This is a genomic window from Kitasatospora sp. NPDC036934 (assembly GCF_055608425.1).
The window spans coordinates 255,888-274,982 of the sequence record NZ_JBVJQR010000010.1; the positions used below are offsets into that span (position 1 = coordinate 255,888).

Annotated in this window: 16 protein-coding genes and 1 pseudogene; 13 read left to right on the forward strand and 4 right to left on the reverse strand. The window is 72.0% G+C overall.

The features are described 5' to 3' along the window. Positions 1-16 precede the first annotated feature (16 nt). Positions 17-1,198 carry an alpha/beta hydrolase family protein gene (locus tag ACZ7BZ_RS17895; protein ID WP_470359125.1) on the forward strand — a complete coding sequence of 394 codons (1,182 nt, stop codon included), beginning with the start codon at positions 17-19 and terminating at the stop codon, positions 1,196-1,198. Positions 1,199-1,238: 40 nt separating this feature from the next. Here the strand turns inward: ACZ7BZ_RS17895 and ACZ7BZ_RS17900 are convergent, their stop codons facing one another. The 4 genes from ACZ7BZ_RS17900 to ACZ7BZ_RS17915 all read right to left on the reverse strand — a co-directional run bounded on the left by ACZ7BZ_RS17900 (position 1,239) and on the right by ACZ7BZ_RS17915 (position 4,130). Next, complete coding sequence (locus ACZ7BZ_RS17900) at positions 1,239-2,396, reverse strand: methyltransferase domain-containing protein (protein ID WP_470359126.1); 1,158 nt, start codon at positions 2,394-2,396, stop codon at positions 1,239-1,241. A 346-nt stretch (positions 2,397-2,742) separates the two neighbouring features. After that, positions 2,743-3,060, reverse strand: a complete 318-nt coding sequence (locus ACZ7BZ_RS17905; RefSeq protein ID WP_470359127.1) for an ATP-binding protein — start codon at positions 3,058-3,060, stop codon at positions 2,743-2,745. After that, a complete protein-coding gene (locus ACZ7BZ_RS17910) occupies positions 3,060-3,185 on the reverse strand; it encodes a hypothetical protein (protein WP_470359128.1) in 126 nt (41 codons plus the stop codon). Before ACZ7BZ_RS17910 ends, ACZ7BZ_RS17905 begins: the two co-directional genes overlap by 1 nt. Positions 3,186-3,350: 165 nt before the next feature. Next, the gene (locus ACZ7BZ_RS17915) at positions 3,351-4,130 is read right to left on the reverse strand and encodes a GntR family transcriptional regulator (RefSeq protein WP_470359129.1); all 780 of its coding nucleotides are present in this window, start codon (positions 4,128-4,130) and stop codon (positions 3,351-3,353) included. Positions 4,131-4,147: 17 nt separating this feature from the next. Here ACZ7BZ_RS17915 and ACZ7BZ_RS17920 point away from each other — a divergent pair, with 17 nt between their 5' ends. From ACZ7BZ_RS17920 to ACZ7BZ_RS17975, 12 genes and pseudogenes are all read left to right on the forward strand, one after another. Beyond that, positions 4,148-4,609 carry an NUDIX hydrolase gene (locus tag ACZ7BZ_RS17920; RefSeq protein ID WP_470359150.1) on the forward strand — a complete coding sequence of 154 codons (462 nt, stop codon included), beginning with the start codon at positions 4,148-4,150 and terminating at the stop codon, positions 4,607-4,609. 103 nt (positions 4,610-4,712) lie between these two features. Continuing rightward, positions 4,713-5,237, forward strand: a complete 525-nt coding sequence (locus tag ACZ7BZ_RS17925; RefSeq protein WP_380460541.1) for an LOG family protein — start codon at positions 4,713-4,715, stop codon at positions 5,235-5,237. 13 nt (positions 5,238-5,250) lie between these two features. Next, positions 5,251-5,940 carry an SDR family oxidoreductase gene (locus tag ACZ7BZ_RS17930; protein ID WP_465740584.1) on the forward strand — a complete coding sequence of 230 codons (690 nt, stop codon included), beginning with the start codon at positions 5,251-5,253 and terminating at the stop codon, positions 5,938-5,940. 35 nt (positions 5,941-5,975) lie between these two features. Next, entirely contained in the window at positions 5,976-6,986 is a 1,011-nt protein-coding gene (locus tag ACZ7BZ_RS17935) for a methionine synthase (protein WP_470359130.1), read from the forward strand. A gap of 19 nt (positions 6,987-7,005) precedes the next feature. Then, positions 7,006-9,294 carry an NAD-dependent DNA ligase LigA gene (gene ligA, locus ACZ7BZ_RS17940; protein ID WP_470359131.1) on the forward strand — a complete coding sequence of 763 codons (2,289 nt, stop codon included), beginning with the start codon at positions 7,006-7,008 and terminating at the stop codon, positions 9,292-9,294. A 385-nt stretch (positions 9,295-9,679) separates the two neighbouring features. Next, a pseudogene (locus ACZ7BZ_RS17945) lies at positions 9,680-11,431 on the forward strand (putative bifunctional diguanylate cyclase/phosphodiesterase); the annotation flags it as partial. Between the two features lie 173 nt (positions 11,432-11,604). Beyond that, a complete protein-coding gene (gatC, locus tag ACZ7BZ_RS17950; RefSeq protein ID WP_470359132.1) occupies positions 11,605-11,901 on the forward strand; it encodes an Asp-tRNA(Asn)/Glu-tRNA(Gln) amidotransferase subunit GatC in 297 nt (98 codons plus the stop codon). Positions 11,902-11,906: 5 nt separating this feature from the next. Beyond that, positions 11,907-13,400 (forward strand): Asp-tRNA(Asn)/Glu-tRNA(Gln) amidotransferase subunit GatA, encoded by a 1,494-nt coding sequence (gatA, locus tag ACZ7BZ_RS17955; protein ID WP_380460533.1) that lies wholly within the window; start codon positions 11,907-11,909, stop codon positions 13,398-13,400. After that, entirely contained in the window at positions 13,397-13,654 is a 258-nt protein-coding gene (locus tag ACZ7BZ_RS17960) for a hypothetical protein (protein WP_380460531.1), read from the forward strand. The genes gatA and ACZ7BZ_RS17960 overlap by 4 nt, the downstream gene beginning before the upstream one ends. Positions 13,655-13,727: 73 nt before the next feature. Beyond that, a complete protein-coding gene (gene gatB / locus ACZ7BZ_RS17965; RefSeq protein ID WP_470359133.1) occupies positions 13,728-15,239 on the forward strand; it encodes an Asp-tRNA(Asn)/Glu-tRNA(Gln) amidotransferase subunit GatB in 1,512 nt (503 codons plus the stop codon). Positions 15,240-15,602: 363 nt separating this feature from the next. Next, positions 15,603-15,761 (forward strand): hypothetical protein, encoded by a 159-nt coding sequence (locus ACZ7BZ_RS17970; protein ID WP_380460528.1) that lies wholly within the window; start codon positions 15,603-15,605, stop codon positions 15,759-15,761. Positions 15,762-15,895: 134 nt separating this feature from the next. Further along, complete coding sequence (locus ACZ7BZ_RS17975) at positions 15,896-18,943, forward strand: helix-turn-helix transcriptional regulator (protein WP_470359134.1); 3,048 nt, start codon at positions 15,896-15,898, stop codon at positions 18,941-18,943. Positions 18,944-19,095 lie beyond the last annotated feature (152 nt).

Below are 19,095 nucleotides of genomic sequence, written 5' to 3' on the forward strand. Positions count from 1 at the left end.
ACCTACCGTCGGGGGCATGAACCGAATCCGTCGTGTCGCGGCCGTCGCCGCCCTCGCACTCGCCCTGCCCCTTCCGCTGGCCGGGGCCGCCATGGCCTCACCCTCGCCCGCGCCGGCCGCCGCCGCGGCCGTCTCCAGCGCCCCCGCCGCCTTCCACGCCGAGCTGCCCTCCCCGACCGGGCGGTACGCGGCCGGCGAGGAGGTGCTGCACCTCACCGATCAGAGCCGCACCGACCCCTGGGTGCCCTCGGCCGGGCCGCGGCAGCTGGCGGTGTCGATGTTCTACCCGGCCCGGCAGGGCACCGGGAAGCCCGCTCCGTACATGACCCCCGGCGAGGCGCAGGGCTTCGTGGCGACCAGGGTCCCGGCCGGGACCGGGCTTCGGCCGCAGGACGTCGTGGGCGTCGACACCCACGCCTACACCGGGGCGAAGGCCGTCGGCGGGAAGTTCCCGCTGGTCGTGCTCTCGCCCGGCTTCGAGAACCCCCGCGCCACGCTGACCGGCCTGGCGACCGACCTGGCCGGCCACGGCTACGTGGTCGCCCTGGTCGGCCACACCTACGAGGACTCCGGCGAGACCCTCGCCGACGGCAGCACCCCGGGCTGCGCGCTGTGCGACACCGGCGCGCCGGACTCGCTGCCGGACAGCCGGGCGAAGGACGTGTCCTTCGTCCTGGACCAGCTGACCGGGCAGCACCCGGCCTGGCGGTTCTCCCACCTGATCGACCGCGACCGCATCGGCATGGCCGGGCACTCGATCGGCGGGGCTTCCACGCTGAACGCGATGGCCGAGGACCGGCGGATCCTGGCCGGGGTGAACATGGACGGAACGTTCTACCCGCCGATTCCGACCGACAAGCTGGAGGGACGCTCGTTCCTCCTGCTCGGCAAGCAGAGCGACCACGCCGTCGGCGGCGAGGACAAGTCCTGGGGCGAGACCTGGGCGGGCTGGGACGGCTACAAGCCCTGGCTGGCCGTCGCGGGCGACAACCACTCCAGCTTCACGGACGTCCCGGTCCTGGCCGCCGCGGCCGGCCTGCCGTCCCCTCCCGGGACGACCACCTCGCCGCAGCGCGGCATGCAGCTGACCCGGGAGTACGTCGGGGCGTTCTTCGACCGGACCCTCAAGGGCGTCCACCAGCCCCTGCTGGACGGCCCCTCGGCCGCGAACCCGGAAGTGCAGTTCCAGCACCCGTGACCGGATCCGGGGCCCGGCCGCGCGGTGCGGCCGGGCCCGTTCAGTGCTGCGGAACAGGGTTGTCCGGGGAGTCCAGCCAGACGCACTGGCCCTCCGAGGTGACGGTGAGGCCGAACCGCTCCGGTCCTGGACTGCCTTGGGTCTGCCACCACCGGTGGACGGTCTCCACCTCGTCCCAGAGGCGACGTGGGCCGTACTGCCAGACGGTGTAATGCTCGTCATCGCGATCGACGGCCGCCCAGGAGAGGGTGTCCGTCGTCGCGATCCAGAGGCGCTCTTCGTCGTCCTCCCAGGCGGTCCACACATCGCCCAGCCTGAGCCCGAGTGCGAACCGGGCCTCCCACTGGTCTCCCGCGATCCGCGAGGGTGGCAGCGACGTCCCCGACTCCTCCGGAACGTGCTCGTCGCGCACGACATCCCGGAAGATGCGGAGGTCCCGCCGCTGGTTGCGCATCAGCATGAACGCGGAGTGCGGGCCGAACCGCCCCTGCGCGCGGTCGCGTTCGACGGTGAGCTTGAGCAGCCCCCAGCAGAGCATCGGGCTGTCCCATGGTGTGAGGATGATTCCGCCGGGCTTCGTCTGCTCGATCCACGACCACGGCACCCGCCGAACCGAGCAGGTCGACACGATCCGGTCGTACGGCTGGCGGCGGGGCCAACCGCGAGCACCGTCCCCGCAGATCACGCTCACGTTCAGCCCCGCCGCGTTGAGCGAGGCCCACGCCTGACGGGCAACCTCGGCGTCGATCTCGACCGAGGCCACCTGCCCGGCGCCGAGGCGGTGCGCCAAGAGCGCCGCGTTCCACCCGGTCCCGGTGCCCACCTCCAGCACATTCATCCCCGGCCGGACGTCGAGGTCACGCAGCATCCTGGCGACGATCGAGGGCGCCGACGCCGATGAGGACGGCCAGGCATCAGCCGCGTCAATCGGCTCCTCACCATCGTTGACCTGCGTCACGATCGGCACGTCCGAGTACGCCGCTTCGAACCAGCGTCCGCAATCGGCTTGGAGGTCGCAAGGTCCGTAGCCTCCCTTGCCGTCCTCCAGCCAGATCCGCTCCGGCAGAAAACGATGGCGGGGGACCGCTTTGATCGCTTCCTTCCATTCGCGCGGGACGGGGCTGTCAAGCGCCTCGCCGACGGCCCGGAGCAGGCCGCGAACGGCGGTCTGCTCCGGTCGATGCACGGGTTCCGTCACTTCTCGCCTTCACCCTTCTTGTGCTTCGGATCGGGCGCCGGCCGAGACCCGTCCGGCGACGGCTTGCTCGTACCCGGGTCCTTCTTGCCCCCGTGCTTGCCACCGCTCGGCTTGTCGGTTCCCCAGCCCATAACTCCTCCAGTTCGGTCGATCGTTGGTGGCCGGTGTGCCTCTACCGGTCCGGCGGCCGGGGGTCAGTGGCTGCGGTTGATCAGCACCAGAGCCGCAGCGATGACATGCAGGACGCCTGCCGCCGACACTCCGTAGGCGGTCCAGACCTGGACCGGATCGGACCCGCAGGGCGGAGGATCCTCGGGTCCGGAACCGTTCTCCGACCGCTCCCGATTCACTGGGGAGCCGGCTTAGGCATGTTGAGCTCGGCGTGGACGACCTTTCCCAGGGGCTCGAGGCTCACGCCCCACCGACCGCCAGTCAGGCGATCTACCAGCGCCAGTCCGCGATGGCACTCCTCATCCGGAGAAGCCTGGATCAGGACTGGCGGTGCACGCGATCCGTCGCGCACCGAGATCCGCACGGTCAAGCTCGAGACGCGCCGGATGGTGACCGTCATTTGTCGTCGGCATCCGGTCTTCGCAGCATTGGTGACCAACTCGCAGGTGACCAGCTCGGCCGCATCGATCAGCTCGGCCAGGCCCCACTCCATCAGCGCCTTCCGGAGGAATCGACGTGGCCCGCCGACTCGGGCAGGTAGGGCAGCAGCACCTGGGCGGAGTCCGACACCGAACCGGCGTCGGGGGACTCGCGGGCCTCCAGCAAAGCGCGCCGCATGGGAACTCCACGGTGTAGGCCTTCGCACATGGCCAGCTCCTCTAGATGAGGCATTGCACGTCACTCATGTACATGAGTGACGAGGTAAAGGGTGCCCGACTCCTGTACATGAGTCGACCCGTCGCGAGAGGGTCCTCGCGACGGGTCGACGGAACCGACTGAACGTCAGTCTTGTGCGGGGAAGCGGTATTCGAGAACGAACTGGTCGGCGGCCATGACGGTGTCGCACACCTCCACCACCCGGCCATCCGTGGAAATGGCGTTGCGAACAAGATGGATCACCGGCGCACCGGGGCTCAGGTCGAGTGCCCTGCTCTCCGGTTTGGTCGCGAGCCGGGCCCGAACGGACTCGGTGAACTCGGCCAGGGAGTGACCGTGTTCTTCGAGTCGAGCGTAGATGCCGCCGCCACCGGGGTTCTCGGCGAAGACCTCGGGGATGTCCTTGACCACATCCCACGGCAGGTAGGACGTGGCCTCCTCAGTTGGTACTCCATCCCGGAAGTACCGCCGCTTCCGGGCGAGGACCTGGGTGCCGGCGGGAAGGTCCAGGCGATTGGCGATCTCCGGCGGCACCGGAGTCGGGCCCACGAACAGCACGGTGACGGACGGGACGCCATCGGAGTTCTCGGCCTCCGCGAGGTATGCGGCCTTGCCCGCGTTGCGGTGGGCGCGGCGAAACCGGTCCGCAGACTTTCGCTGAACCGGCGGGCGGGAGCGGACGAACGAGCCTCGGCCGTGGTGTGTCTCGACCAACTGAGATGTGCGGAGTTCGGCGATGGCCTTGCGAACCGTCCCGGACGCGACTCCGTACCGCTGCATGAGTTCGGCTTCGCTGGGCACGGTCGCTCCAGGAGCGAGTGCGCCTGATCTGATCCGTGCCGCAAGATCAGCCGCGATCTGCAGGTACTTCGCCGTGGCCGACGAGGCCACTTCACCGTTCGCCATAGTCCTTCAGGGCTCCTATCCTCCTGCACATGAGTAACAGCGCCGGGAAGCCCCAGTCAACGCCGCTCCACTCGGTGTCCGTCGCCGGGGCGGTGGTACGTGAGGACGGCAGGGTGCTGGCGATTCGGCGGGCTGACAACGGGACCTGGGAGCCGCCGGGCGGGGTGTTGGAGTTGACCGAGTCGGTTGAGGACGGCGTGCGCCGCGAGGTCTACGAGGAGACCGGGATCAAGGTCGGCGTGGAGCGGCTGACCGGCGTCTACAAGAACGTGAGTCGCGGGATCGTTGCCCTGGTCTTCCGCTGTCGGCCGGAGAGCGGGGCGGAGCGACCCTCGGACGAGTCGGTTGAAGTCGACTGGCTCACGCCGACTGAGGTCTCCGATCGAATGGCGGAGGTCTACGCCGTGCGCCTACTGGACGCGCTTCGGGACGACCTGGCGCCGACCGTCCGGACCCACGACGGCCGACAGCTGATGTGACCCAGGCGGGAAGACGACAGGAGGACGAAGGCGGCAGTGGCCGGGGCTCCGCTCGTAATGCCGGTGAGCGGGCGCGGCGGGGCGTGATAGACCAGTCGGCATCATGAATATCTGCGTCTTCTGCTCCGCGTACTCGCTCGACGACCGTTACTCCGCCCCCGCCGCCGAGTTCGCCCGGCTCCTCGGGGAGGGCGGGCACACCCTGGTGTGGGGCGGCTCCAACGCCGGGCTGATGGGCCTGCTCGCCGACGAGGTGAAGGCGGCGGGCGGCCAACTCGTCGGGGTGATGGTCGAGATGCTCAAGCACAAGGGCTACGTCGGCGCCGACGAACTGGTGATGACCGCCGACCTGGCCGAGCGCAAGCGGGAGTTGGCCGCCCGGGCGGACGCCGTCGTGGTGCTGGTCGGCGGGCTGGGCACGATGGACGAGGTCACCGAGGTGCTGGAGCTCAAGAAGCACGGGATCTTCGACAAGCCGGTGGTCGTCCTGGACACCGAGGGCTTCTACGCGGGCCTGCGCACCCAGTTGGAGCGGATGGACGCCGAGGGCTTCCTGCCGCGCCCGCTCGCCGAGCTGATCGGCTTCGCCGACACGCCCGCCGAGGTGTTTACGCTGCTCAAGGCCTGAGAGGATCGGGGCCATGGCTGCACATCTGATCACCGGCGCCGGCTCCGGCATCGGCGCCGTCCTGACCGAGAAGCTCGCCGAGCGCGGGGACGAGCTCTGGCTGCTCGCCCGGGACGCCCGGCGGGCCGGCGAACTGCGCGACCGCTTCCCGGGCGCCCGCACCCTGGTCGGGGACCTCGGCGACCCGGGCAAGCTGTCCTGGGCCTTCGGGCACCAGGCGCTGCCCGTCGAGCTGGACTCGCTGCTGCACGTCGCCGGCACGGTGGAGCTGGGCACCGTGGGCGACCTGCCGGTGAAGGCCTGGCAGGACACCCTGAACGTCAACCTGGTCGCTCCCGCCGAGCTGACCCGGCTGCTGCTGCCCTCGCTGCGCCTGGTCAAGGGCCACGTGGTGTTCGTCAACTCCGGCGCCGGCCTCACCGCCCACGCCGAGTGGTCGGCGTACGCGGCCAGCAAGCACGGCCTGAAGGCGCTGGCCGACGCGCTGCGCCAGGAGGAGCACCCGAACGGCGTGCGGGTCACCTCGGTATACCCGGGCCGCACCGCCACCGCGATGCAGGCCAAGGTGCACCAGCAGGAGGGCAAGGAGTACGACGCCGACCGCTGGATCGATCCGGAGTCCGTCGCCAAGGCCGTCCTCGCCGCCCTGGACGCCTCCCGGGACGCCGAGATCACCGACATCACCGTCCGCCCCGGGCGCTGACCGACGGAGCGGTGCCGCGCACTAGGCTCGGGCGGGTGAGTACCGGACACCCCTTCCCCGACCTGCGCGGCGCCGCCACCGGCGTCGGCTCGCTGCCCGGCACCGACGCCCGGGAGGCCGCCAAGACCGCCACCGGCGCGCTGGAGCACCTGCCCTTCCTGCCCGAGCTGCCCGCGCGCGGCCCGGGCGCCGACATGATCGGCCGCAGCGCCGGCCTGCTGGTCGAGCTGTTCGCGCAGACCGAGCCCAGCGGCTGGCGGTTCGCCGACCGCCCCGGCCGGGACACCAGGCGGGCCCACTCCTGGCTCGGCGAGGACCTGGACGCCCTGGAGGAGTTCACCCAGGGCCACCAGGGCGCGCTCAAGGTCCAGGCGGTCGGCCCGTGGACGCTCGCGGCGAGCATCGAGCTCAGGCACGGCGAGAAGGCGCTCGCCGACCCGGGCGCCTGCCGGGACATCGCCGGCTCGCTCACCGAGGGTCTGCGCCGCCACCTCTCCGAGGTCCGCAAGCGGATCCCGGGCGCCGAGGTGGTGCTCCAGCTGGACGAGCCCTCGCTGCCCGCCGTGCTGGCCGGGTCGGTGAAGACCGCCAGCGGCTTCCAGCGGCTGCGCGCGGTGGACCGGCAGGTCGCCGAGGAGGTGCTGCGGGAGCTGATCCGCGGCCTGGACGCGCCGGTCGTGGTGCACTCCTGCGCCCCGGACGTACCGGTCCCGCTGCTGCGCCGGGCCGGGGTCGCCGGGATCTCGCTGGACTTCTCGCTCCTCACCGAGCGCCAGGACGACGACCTGGGCGAGGCGGTGGAGGGCGGCACGGTGATCCTCGCTGGTGTCGTCCCCTCCACTGACCAGGCGGTGTCCGACCCGGCCGGTAGTGTCCAGGGAGTCAGGACCTTGTGGCGCAGGCTCGGGTTCGCTCCGGAGCTGCTGGGCCGTCGTGTGCTGGTGACGCCGACCTGCGGTCTGGCCGGGGCCTCCCCGGCGTACGCGCGCAGGGCGTTGTCGCTCGCGGCGCGGGCGGCGCAGAGCCTGGTGGACAACCCGGAATGAGAACGTAGGAGGGCTTGCGGTGACGGCTGTCGAGGGCTGGGAGGACGTCCCGGCGGAGGTGCGCCGGCGGCACGCCGAGTTGGCGAAGGAGATCACCGACCACCGCACCCGGTACTACGAGCAGGACGCGCCCGTCGTCAGCGACGCCGAGTTCGACGCCCTGATGCGCGAGCTGGAGTCGCTGGAGGCCGAGCACCCGGCCCTGGTGACGCCGGACTCGCCGTCCCAGCGGGTCGGCGGCGCGCCCACCGCGCTGTTCGCCGAGGTCGAGCACCGCGAGCGGCTGCTCAGCCTGGACAACGCGATGGACGACGAAGAGCTCGGCGCCTGGGCGGACCGGGTCGCCACCGAGCTGGACGGCATCGAGTACCACTACCTGTGCGAGCTCAAGGTGGACGGCCTGGCGGTCAACCTCACGTACGAGAACGGCCAGTTGGTGCAGGCGGCGACCCGCGGCGACGGCCGGGTCGGCGAGGACATCACCGCCAACGTCCGCACCATCAAGGAGATCCCGCACCGGCTCAAGGGCGAGAACGTCCCCGAGCTGGTGGAGATCCGCGGCGAGGTCTACTTCCCGACCGAGGAGTTCCTCGCGCTCAACGCCTCCTTCTCGGAGGAGAACGAGCGCCGACGGCAGGAGAACGAGGAGCGCGCCAAGGAGGGCAAGCGGCCCCGGGCGATGATCCGGCTCTTCATGAACCCCCGCAACGCCGCCGCCGGTTCGCTGCGCCAGAAGGACCCGCACGTCACCGCGTCCCGGCCGCTGCACATGGTGGTGCACGGCATCGGCGCCCGGGTCGGCTTCGACATCGACAACCAGTCGCACGCCTACCGGCTGCTGCACGACTGGGGCCTGCCCACCGCCCGGCACAACGAGGTGGTCGGCACGCTGGCCGAAGTCCGGGCGTTCATCGAGCACTTCGGCGAGCAGCGGCACTCGGTCGAGCACGAGATCGACGGCGTCGTGGTCAAGGTGGACGAGATCGCCCTGCAGGGCCGGCTCGGCGCCACCTCCAAGTCCCCGCGCTGGGCGATCGCCTGGAAGTACCCGCCGGAGGAGGTCACCGGCAAGCTGGCGGAGATCAAGGTCGGAATCGGCCGTACCGGCCGGGCCACCCCGTACGCGGTGCTGGCCGAGCCGGTGAAGGTGGCCGGCTCGATGGTGCAGTACGCGACGCTGCACAACCAGGAGATCGTCAAGGCCAAGGACGTCCTGCTGGGCGACACCGTGGTGCTGCGCAAGGCCGGCGACGTGATCCCGGAGATCCTCGGCCCGGTCTACGACCTGCGGGACGGCACCGAGCAGGCCTTCGTGATGCCCTCGCACTGCCCGGAGTGCGCCGCCGAGCTGCGCCCGATGTCCGAGGGGGACATCGACCTGCGCTGCCCGAACGCCCAGCATTGCCCGGCCCAGATCCGGGAGCGGATCGCCTTCCTCGGCGGGCGGCAGTGCCTGGACGTCGAGGGGCTCGGCTACGTGGCGGCCACCGCGCTGACCCAGCCGCTGGAGCCCGCCGAGGCGCCGGTGGGCAACGAGGGCGACGTCTTCGGGCTGACGGAGCAGCAGCTGCTGCCGATCAAGGTGCTGGTGCGCGACCAGAAGACCGGCATGCCCAAGCTGGACGACAAGACGGGCAAGGAGAAGGAGGTCTTCTTCTTCGCGACCACCAAGGGCGAGCCCAAGAAGTCGCTGCAGACCCTGCTGGACAACCTGGAGGGGGCGAAGGACCGCCCGCTCTGGCGCTTCCTCAACGGCCTGTCGATCCGGCACGTCGGCCCGGTCGCGGCGCAGGAGCTGGCCCGGGAGTTCCGTGACCTGGACCGGATCTTCTCGGCCACCGAGGAGGAGCTGGCGGCGGTCGAGGGCGTCGGTCCGACCATCGCCCGCTCGATCAAGGAGTGGTTCGAGGAGGAGTGGCACCGGGACATCCTGGAGAAGTGGCGCGCCGCGGGTGTGCGCTTCGTCGAGGAGTTCGCGGACGAGGAGGAGGCGGAACGTCCGCTGGAGGGGCTCACGGTGGTGGTGACCGGGACGCTGGCCGGCCACACCCGGGACGGCGCCAAGGAGGCGCTGACCTCGCGCGGAGCGAAGGTGACCGGTTCGGTTTCGAAGAAGACCGATTTTGTGGTCGCTGGTGACAACCCAGGATCGAAGTACGACAAGGCCGTTCAGCTCGGACTGCCCGTGCTGGACGACGCGGGCTTCGCCGTCCTGCTCGCCGACGGGCCGTCGGCCGCCCGCGCCCACCTGGGAGTTCCGGAGTCGGAGGCCGCCGCCGAGCCCGTCGAGGCCCCCGCCGAGGGCTGATCCGGATCGGACCCGAGCGGCCGGTGGCCGGATCCGTGTTGTTATCGTCCTGATGCGGCGTCACCGGGTGCCGTTCAGTGAAAGCGGGCATTGTGTCACTGTGCGACACCCGGACGCGGTGGCGCGTTTCCGGTTGTCCGAAAGTCTGCCCACCGGGTGGACCCCGGCATACCCTGGAGCGCAACAGAGTGTCAGCAGGGGTGGGGGCACCGGCTGAGCCGGTGCTCCTCGGGGTCGCTCCATGCCCGGCAGCTGTCGGTACCAGCACGGTGCCTCACCGTAAGGCGGCCTGACGGGGCGGGCCCGACGGAGGACAGGGCTTATGGATCGTACGACCGGCGGCGCGCCCACACGCCCGCCGCAGGGGGTGGCGGGTGCGGTCCTGCTGCTCGGCGTGCTGCTGGCCGGAGCCGCGCCGCTCATCCCGCTGGCCGTCCTGGTCTACCGGTACGAACCCGAACTGCTGCCGCTGTTCGCGGTCCCGCTGGCCGTCCTGGTGGCGGCCTGGCGGATCGCCCGCGACCGCGCCCGCGACCAGCTGACCGACCCCCTGACGGATCTGCCCAACCGTCAGGCCTTACTGCTGGCCGCCCAGGAGGCGATCGTCGAGCGCGAGGAGGGCTGCAGCGTCGGTCTCATCCTGCTTGACCTCGACCGCTTCCGATCACTGAATGACACACTTGGTCATACGGCCGGTGACCGCCTTCTGGTTCACATCGCCCGTCGGCTCCACCGGGCGCTGCGCTCCGGCGGCCCGGCCGGCAGCGCCACCCGGGAGTCCATCGACGACGTCTTCGCCGGCCTGCCCCGGCACTACCGGCGCGGCCGCCCGATGGTGGCCCGGATGGGCGGCGACGAGTTCGCCGTCCTACTGCCCGGCATCAACTGCCCGGACAGCCTGGAGCGCGTCGCCAAGGCGCTGATCGCCGAACTCGCCGCGCCGATCCGGCTGGACGGGCTGCTGCTGGTGCTGGAGGCCAGCGCCGGCGTCTGCGTCTACCCGCAGGGCGCCCAGGACGCCGAATCGCTGCTGCGCCGCGCCGACGTGGCGATGGGCCACGCCCAGCGCGAGTGCAGCGGGGTGGCCCAGTACGACGAGACCCAGGACGCCGACACCCCGTACCGGATCGGCCTGCTCGGGGACCTCCGCCGGGCCCTGGAGACCGGCGAGGTGCAGCTGCACTACCAGCCGAAGGTGGCCTTCGACGGCCGGGTGGTCGGCCTGGAGGCGCTGCTGCGCTGGGAGCGGCCCGGACAGGGGAACGTATCCCCGGACGAGTTCGTCGGGCTCGCCGAGTCCAGCGGCCTGATGCCCCGGCTCACCGACTACGTGCTGGAGGCGGCCGTCGGTCAACTCGCCTACTGGCGCGACCAGGGACTCCAGGTGCAGGTCGCGGTCAACGTCTCGCCGCGCGACGTGCTCAACCCCGGCTTCGCCCAGCGCGTCGCCGGCCACCTGGTCCGCCACCAGGTGCCGGCCCACGCGCTCCAGCTGGAGATCACCGAGCGGCTGCTGCTGGACGACTCCCGGCGCGCCGCCGACACCCTGGCCGAACTGCGCGGCTACGGCGTCGGGATGTCCCTGGACGACTTCGGCACCGGCCACTCCTCGCTGGTGCGGCTGCGCAGTTTGCCGGTCGGCGAGCTGAAGATCGACCGCTCCTTCGTCTCCCGGATGGTCGCCGACGACCACGACGCGGCGGTGGTCCGCTGCTCGGTGGAGCTGGCCCACTCGCTCGGCCTGACCGTGGTCGCCGAGGGCGTCGAGGACGACGAGACCTGGGAGCGGCTGCACTGCATGGGCGTGGACGCCGTCCAGGGCTGGCTGGTGTCGGCCGCGCTGCCCGCCGATCAGGCCACCGCCTGGCTGCGGGTGCACCGCACCACCGGCGCCCCGACGGTGGAGCGCTTCGGTCCGGCCTCGCAGCTCCCGTCGATCATCAGGCCGGTCGACCGGTCCGCGGCGGTCAAGCCGGCGGTCCAGCCCGGCGCGCTGCCCCCGGCGCTGCCGCCGACCCTCCCGCCGGTGCTGCCGCCCGCCGTCCAGGGCGTCCAGCGCGGCCCGGCGCTGCCGGCCGCGCAGATCGGCTTCCAGGCGCCGGGTGCGCAGGGGTGGGCCCGGACCAGGCCCCAGTGAAGGTCGGTAACGGGGGCACGGCTCCACTCGTTGGCCGGTGGACGGGCCGGGCCCCATAGGATGGGGTCCAAAGACCACGAGGACGGAGCGCCGAACCAGGCTGCTCCTGCCCGGGCCCGGCAGCGCCGCAGGCGTCGCCGGGTCTCACCAGAACTCACCCTGAGGATCGCTGCATGCCTGGCATCACGCGCGAGGAGGTCGCCCACCTCGCCCGGCTGTCGCGTCTTGAGCTGAAGCCCGAAGAGCTGGACCACTTCGCCGCGCAGCTCGACGTGATCATCGGCGCGGTCGCCCGCGTTTCCGAGGTCGCCGGACAGGACGTCCCGCCGACCTCCCACCCGCTGCCGCTGACCAACGTCATGCGCGCGGACGAGGTGCGGCCGTCGCTCACCCCGGAGCAGGCGCTGTCCGGCGCCCCCGCCGCCGAGGAGCAGCGTTTCCGTGTACCGCAGATCCTCGGGGAGGACTGACCGAGATGACCGAGCTGATCCGTTACAGCGCTGCCGAGACCGCGGGCGCCATCGCCAAGGGTGAGGTCTCCGCCGTCGAGGTCGCCCAGGCGCACCTGGACCGCATCGAGGCCGTCGACAAGAAGGTCAACGCCTTCCTGCACGTCGACACCGAGGGCGCGCTGGCCGCCGCCAAGGCCGTCGACGACAAGCGCGCCAAGGGCGAGGAGCTGGGCCCGCTGGCCGGCGTCCCGCTCGCGCTGAAGGACGTCTTCACCACCAAGGGCATCCCGACCACCTGCGGGTCCAAGATGCTGGAGGGCTGGATCCCGCCCTACGACGCCACCCTGACCACCCGTCTCAAGGACGCCGGCGTCGTCATCCTCGGCAAGACCAACATGGACGAGTTCGCGATGGGCTCCTCCACCGAGAACTCCGCCTACGGCCCGACCGGCAACCCGTGGGACCTCACCCGCATCCCCGGCGGCTCCGGCGGTGGCTCGGCCGCCGCGCTGGCCGCCTTCGAGGCTCCGCTGGCGATCGGCACCGACACCGGCGGCTCGATCCGCCAGCCCGGCGCCGTCACCGGCACCGTGGGCGTCAAGCCGACCTACGGCTCGGTGTCCCGCTACGGCTTGGTCGCGTTCTCCAGCAGCCTGGACCAGGGCGGCCCCTGCGCCCGTACGGTGCTGGACGCGGCGCTGCTGCACGAGGCCATCGCCGGGCACGACCCGCTGGACTCCACCTCGATCGACGCGCCCGTCCCGGCCGTGGTCGAGGCGGCGAGGATGCGCGACGTCCGCGGCATGCGGATCGGCGTCGTCAAGGAGTTCGCCGGCGAGGGCTACCAGACCGGCGTGATGCAGCGCTTCGACGAGTCGGTGGAGCTGCTGCGCGAGCTGGGCGCCGAGGTCGTCGAGGTGTCCTGCCCGTCCTTCACCCTGGCGCTGCCGGCGTACTACCTGATCGCGCCGTCGGAGTGCTCCTCCAACCTGGCCCGCTTCGACGCCATGCGCTACGGCCTGCGGGTCGGCGACGACGGCTCGCGCTCGGCCGAGGAGGTCACCGCGCTGACCCGCGAGGCCGGCTTCGGCGACGAGGTCAAGCGCCGCATCATCCTGGGCACCTACGCCCTCTCCTCGGGCTACTACGACGCCTACTACGGCTCGGCCCAGAAGGTCCGGACGCTGATCTCGCGCGACTTCGACGCCGCCTTCGCCGGCGTGGACGTGCTGGTCTCGCCGACCACGCCGACCACCGCCTTCCCGATCGGCGAGCGCGCCGACGACCCGATGGCGATGTACCTGGCCGACCTGTGCACGATTCCGTCCAACCTGGCGGGCAACGCGGCCATGTCGCTGCCGGTCGGCCTGGCTCCGGAGGACAATCTCCCGGTCGGCCTTCAGATCATCGCTCCCGCGATGGCGGACGACCGCCTGTACCGCGTGGGCGGCGCCGTCGAGGCCGCACTCAACGACAAGTGGGGGCACACCCTGCTGGAGGAGGTACCGGCACTGTGAGCAAGATCGAGAAGGCCAAGGCCCCGAGCTCCGTCAAGGGGTGGAAGCATTCGAAGCCCGGCCTGTGGCTGTCCATCGGCACCAGCGCGTTCGGTGCGGTCTCCATCGTCAAGGACGTCCGCAAGGCCCGCGAGGAGAGTGACACCCTCAAGCTGGTCAACGCCCTGGTCGGTGCCGCCGCGCTGATCACCGGCACGGCCCTGCTGGTCCGCGAGCTGCGCCAGCTCGGCTCCGACGACGTGCTGCTGGGCTGACGCCCCGGCCCGGTCCCACGTGCCGTGCGGGGCCGGGCCCGTACCTCCCAAGCTTCAAGTGAGAAGGGACGCTGTGAGCGTCATGAACCTGGTCTCCTACGAGGACGCTCTCGCGTCGTACGACCCGGTGATGGGCCTTGAGGTCCACGTCGAGCTGGGCACCAAGACCAAGATGTTCTGCGGTTGCTCGACCGAGCTGGGCGCCGAGCCGAACAGCCAGACCTGCCCGACCTGCCTGGGCCTGCCGGGCTCGCTGCCGGTGGTCAACGCGGTGGGCGTGGAATCGGCCGTCAAGATCGGCCTGGCGCTGAACTGCGAGATCGCCGAGTGGTGCCGGTTCGCGCGGAAGAACTACTTCTACCCGGACATGCCCAAGAACTTCCAGACCTCGCAGTACGACGAGCCGATCGCCTTCAACGGCTACCTCGACGTGCAGCTGGAGGACGGCTCGACCTTCCGCGTGGAGATCGAGCGCGCCCACATGGAGGAGGACACCGGCAAGTCCAGCCACGTCGGCGGCGCCACCGGTCGCATCCACGGCGCCACCCACTCGCTGCTCGACTACAACCGGGCCGGCATCCCGCTGATCGAGATCGTCACCAAGCCGATCGTCGGCGCCGGCGAGCGGGCCCCCGAGGTCGCCAAGGCGTACGTGGCCGAGCTGCGCGAGCTGATCAAGGCGCTGGGCGTCTCCGAGGCCCGGATGGACAAGGGCCAGATGCGCTGCGACGTCAACCTGTCGCTGCGCCCGAACGGCACCGAGACCTTCGGCACCCGCTCGGAGACCAAGAACGTCAACTCGCTGCGCAGCGTGGAGCGGGCCGCCCGGTTCGAGATCCAGCGGCACGCCACCGTGCTGACCGACGGCGGCACCATCGTCCAGGAGACCCGCCACTTCCACGAGGACGACGGGTCCACCACCTCGGGCCGGATCAAGGACAACGCCGAGGACTACCGCTACTTCCCCGAGCCGGACCTGGTGCCGGTGGCCCCCGCCCGGGAGTGGGTCGAGGAGCTGCGGGCCGGGCTGCCGGAGCTGCCGCGGGTGCGTCGCGCCCGGCTGCAGGCCGAGTGGGGCCTGTCCGACAAGGACATGCAGTCGGTGCTCAACGCCGGTGCGGTCGAGCCGATCCAGGAGACCATCGCGGCCGGCGCCCCCGCCGACCAGGCCCGCAAGTGGTGGATGGGCGAGCTGGCCCGCCGCGCCAACGAGACCGGCACCGAGCTGAGCGAGCAGCCGATCACCCCGACGCAGGTCGCCCGGGTCGCCGCGCTGGTCGCCGAGGGCAAGCTGAACGACAAGCTGGCCCGCCAGGTCATCGAGGCCGTGCTGGCCGACGAGGGCGAGCCGGACGAGGTCGTCGAGAAGCGCGGCCTGGCCGTGGTCTCGGACGACTCCGCGCTGGGTGCCGCCGTGGACCAGGCCATCGCCGAGAACGAGGCGGTCGCCGCCAAGATCCGCGACGGCAAGGTGGCGGCTGTGGGCGCGCTGGTCGGCGCGGTCATGAAGGCCACCCGCGGCCAGGCGGACGCGGCCCGGGTCAAGGACCTGATCCTGGAGCGGCTTGCCGCGGAAGGACAGTAGGCACCGTCTGGAGCGGCTTGCCGCGGAAGGACAGTAGGCACCGTCTGGAGCGGCTTGCCGCGGAAGGACAGTAGGCACCGCCTGGAGAAGCTGGGTGTCTCCGCCTGAGAAGGTTCGGGTGCCTAGGCCGTCAAGCCCGCCTTCCTAAGGCATCTAAGGCATCTAAGGCCCCCTAAGTAAGGCCTAAGGCCCTGTCTCACCTATGTATCTAGGTGAGGCAGGGCCTTAAACCTTTTCTGGCGCCCCATCTAAGGCCCTCGGCCTTCGGAAGATGGGGCACGCTCCCGATGTGGCACCCCCCACTGGGGGAGGAAGCTCTTACTTGTCAGGGAAACGAAGGTGAAACCCGAGGGGGAACCCGAAGTGATCGAGTACCAGCTCATTCAGCAGCAGGCCCACGAGCTCGAAGCCCGCGCCGAGCACGAGCGTCTGGTCCGCGAGGCCAAGCAGGCCGGCCGGCTGCGCCGCCGTCCGGTGGCCGCCCGCTTCCAGCGGCGCCCCGTGCGTCAGCCGGGATGCTGACGGGTCGGCACCACGACGGTGCCGACGCAGTTCAGGAGGGGGAGGCGCCGCGAGTCAGCGCCTCCCCCTCCGGGCGTTCGCCCGCCGAGATAACCCCTCTCACCGGCGGCTCCGGCTATGGCATGCTCGCCTCCATGCAGCAGATATCGGTCAGTCCCGTCTTCGTCGGCCGCGGCAGCGAGATCACCGAACTGACCGACGCGCTGCGCCGAGCAGGCACCGGCAGCCCGCAGGCCGTGCTGATCGGCGGCGAGGCCGGCATCGGCAAGACCCGGCTGCTGGAGGAGTTCCTGCAGCGGGCCTCCGACGGGGGAGCGGTCACCACGCTCGGCAGCTGCCTGGAGGTCGGCGCCGAGGGCCTGCCGTACGCACCGCTGGCGGCCGCACTGCGCCGACTGCACCGCTCGCTGGGCGCCGAGTTCGAGGCCGCGGCGGCCGGCAGCGAGGGCCACCTGGCCAGACTGCTCTCCGAGTTCGGCGAGGCGGACGGCGAACCCAACGACGAGTACGGCCGGGCCCGGCTGTTCGAGCACACGGCGAGACTGTTCGAACGGTTCGGCGCGGAACGTACCCTCGTGCTCGCCGTCGAGGACCTCCACTGGTCCGACCGCTCCACCCGCGAGCTGCTGGCCTTCCTGGTGCGCACCCTGCACCGCTCCCGGGTGCTGCTGGTCGCCACGTACCGCACCGACGACCTGCACCGCCGCCACCCGCTGCGCCCCTTCCTGGCCGAGCTGGAGCGGCTGCGCACCGTCCAGCGGCTGGAGCTGGCACGCTTCGGCCGCCGCGAGGTGGCGGCCCAGCTGGCCGGGATCCTCGGCACCGCCGTGCCCGACCGCCAGTTGGTGGACCGGATCCTGCGCCGTTCCGAGGGGAACCCGTTCTTCGTCGAGGAGTTGGCCACCGCCTTCGACGACGGCTGCGGCGCCGGGCTGACCGACTCGCTGCGGGACATCCTGCTGGTCCGGGTCGAGGGGCTGGACGAGGAGGCCCAGCGGGTGGTGCGGATCGCCGCCGAGGGCGGTTCGCACGTCGAACACGCCCTGCTGGCCGCCGTCCTGGCCGACGACGAGGAGGCGCTGATCGAGGCGCTGCGGGCGGCCGTCGGCGCCAACATCCTGCGCCCGGACAGCGAGGGCGAGGGCTACCGGTTCCGGCACGCGCTGGTCCGCGAGGCCGTCTCGGACGACCTGCTGCCCGGCGAACGGCACCGGATCAACCGCAAGTTCGCGCTCGCCGTGGAGGCCCGGCCGCAGCTCGTCCCGGCGGACGCGCTGCCCGCCCGGCTGGCCAACTACTGGTACCACGCGCACGACCCGGCCCGGGCCCTGCCGACCGCCCTGGACGCCGCCCGGGCGGCCCGTCGGCGCAACGCCTTCGCCGAGCAACTCGGCATGCTGGAGCGGGCCCTGGAGCTCTGGGACCAGGTCTCCGAGGAGGTGCTGACGCACACCCTGCGCCCGTACGACTGGGCCGAGACCTACCCGCCCGGCTCCTGTGACCACAGCCCCGCGGACGCCGACTGCGACCGGATCCAGCTGGTCGACGTGCTGGCCGAGGCGGTGGTCGCGGCCCGGCGCTGCGGCGACCGCGAGCGCGGCCTGAGCCTGGCCAAGCGCGGGCTCCGGCTGGTCGACGAGGCGGAGCACCCGGTGCGCTCGGCCTGGTTCCGGATCAACCGGGCCCGGATGCTGGGCAACCTGCGCCGCTCCGGGGACGACGAGGAGATCACCCGCGCGCACCGGCTGGTGGAGGACCTGCCGCCGTCCGCGGTGCAGGCCGAGGTGTTCGCGCTGGCCGCCGGGGTGGCGGTGGTCAGGACCCCGCGCACGGAGCACCTGGAGCTGGCCGAGCGGGCGATCCGGATCGCCCGGCAGGTCGGTGCCCACTCGGTCGAGGTGCACGCCCGGATGACCCTCGGCAGCCTGCGCTACGACCTGCTGGGCGACGCCGAGGGCGGGCTGGCCGAGCTGACCGAGGCGATCGAGCGGGCCCGGCTGCTGGGCATCCCGGACCTCCTGCTGCGCGGCATCAACAACCTGGCCAGCATGCAGCGCGGCCTCGGCCGGGCCGAGGAGGCCGTCCGACTGGCCCGGGAGGGGCTGGAGTTCGCGGACGGCAACGGGCTGCAGCGCAACATCGGCAACATCCTCACCGGCAACCTGGTCGAGGCGCTGACCGACCTCGGGCGGCTCCGGGAGGCCGAGGAACTGCTCGCCGCCAGCGAACTGATCGGACTGCCCGGCTCCCACGGCGAGTTCCTGGACCGGATGCGCGGCGACCTCGCCGTACTGCACGGGGACTTCGCGAGCGCGGCGACCATGCTGGCGCAGGCCCGGGCCGCCAACCGGGTCGGCCAGGCGCAGCACGCCGTGCCGATCAGCCGGCTGGCGGTGCGGATCGCCGCGCACAACGGGCGGCCGCTGGACGTCCGGGCCGAACTGCTCGCCGCGCTCGCCGAGGACGGGCGGCTCGGCTACGAGTCCGACGTCTACCCGCTGCTGGTGGAGGCCGCCGGGGTGGAGGCGGACAACCTGGGGCGGCCGGAGACCGAGGCGGGCCGGGCCGGGGTGCTGGCCGCGATCGCCGCGGCCGCCGCCGACCTGCGGCCCCAGTCGCCGCTGCACCACGGCTGGGCCCGGCTGCTGGAGGCCGAGTTGGCCCGGGCCGCGGCCGCGGACACCCCCGAGCAGTGGGCCCGGGCCGTCACCGAGCTGCGGCCGACCGGGCTGCCGTACCCCCTGGCGCTGGCCCTGCTGCGGGCCGCCGAGGCGGAGGTGCGGGCCGGGCGGCGCGAGCCCGCGACCGAACTGCTGCGCGAGGCGGGCGAACTGGCGGCCGTCCGCGGCGACCGACCGCTCGGGGCGCAGGTCACCGCGCTGGCCGAGCGGGCCGGGCTGGTGCTGGCCCCGGCCGAGCGCCCGCCGGCCGCGGCGGTGCCGGTCCAGGCCGTCGGGGACTCCTTCGGGCTCACCCCCCGTGAGCGGGACGTGCTCCGGTTGCTCGCGCGGGGCTGGACCAACCGGCAGATCGCCGAGGAGCTGTACATCTCTCCGAAGACCGCAAGCGTGCACGTGTCCAACATCCTGGGCAAGCTGGAGGTCGGCGGTCGAGGCGAGGCCGCCGCGCTGGCCCACCGGCTACGGCTGTTCCCCGATGACCTGGCCCCCTCGGGCCGGTGAATCCGCAGGTCGCCGACCGTTCCCGGACGGTCGGCGACGGGCCGCCCCGGGTGGGCGGGCGCCGTCGCGTGCTCCCGTGCGCGCCGCGTGAGCCCCCGCCCGCGCGCCGCCGCCAACCGGGCCGATCGGTCGGATTCCGCTCCGTTTCCCCA

Excerpts from the sequence above, each read along its gene's own strand:
- ACZ7BZ_RS17895 (WP_470359125.1), top strand. The coding sequence starts at position 17 with ATGAACCGAATCCGTCGTGTCGCGGCCGTCGCCGCCCTCGCACTCGCC.
- ACZ7BZ_RS17905 (WP_470359127.1), bottom strand. The coding sequence starts at position 3,060 with ATGGAGTGGGGCCTGGCCGAGCTGATCGATGCGGCCGAGCTGGTCACC.
- ACZ7BZ_RS17910 (WP_470359128.1), bottom strand. The coding sequence starts at position 3,185 with ATGCGGCGCGCTTTGCTGGAGGCCCGCGAGTCCCCCGACGCCGGTTCG.
- ACZ7BZ_RS17915 (WP_470359129.1), bottom strand. The coding sequence starts at position 4,130 with ATGGCGAACGGTGAAGTGGCCTCGTCGGCCACGGCGAAGTACCTGCAG.
- ACZ7BZ_RS17925 (WP_380460541.1), top strand. The coding sequence starts at position 4,713 with ATGAATATCTGCGTCTTCTGCTCCGCGTACTCGCTCGACGACCGTTAC.
- ACZ7BZ_RS17930 (WP_465740584.1), top strand. The coding sequence starts at position 5,251 with ATGGCTGCACATCTGATCACCGGCGCCGGCTCCGGCATCGGCGCCGTC.
- gatC (WP_470359132.1), top strand. The coding sequence starts at position 11,605 with ATGCCTGGCATCACGCGCGAGGAGGTCGCCCACCTCGCCCGGCTGTCG.
- gatA (WP_380460533.1), top strand. The coding sequence starts at position 11,907 with ATGACCGAGCTGATCCGTTACAGCGCTGCCGAGACCGCGGGCGCCATC.
- ACZ7BZ_RS17975 (WP_470359134.1), top strand. The coding sequence starts at position 15,896 with ATGCAGCAGATATCGGTCAGTCCCGTCTTCGTCGGCCGCGGCAGCGAG.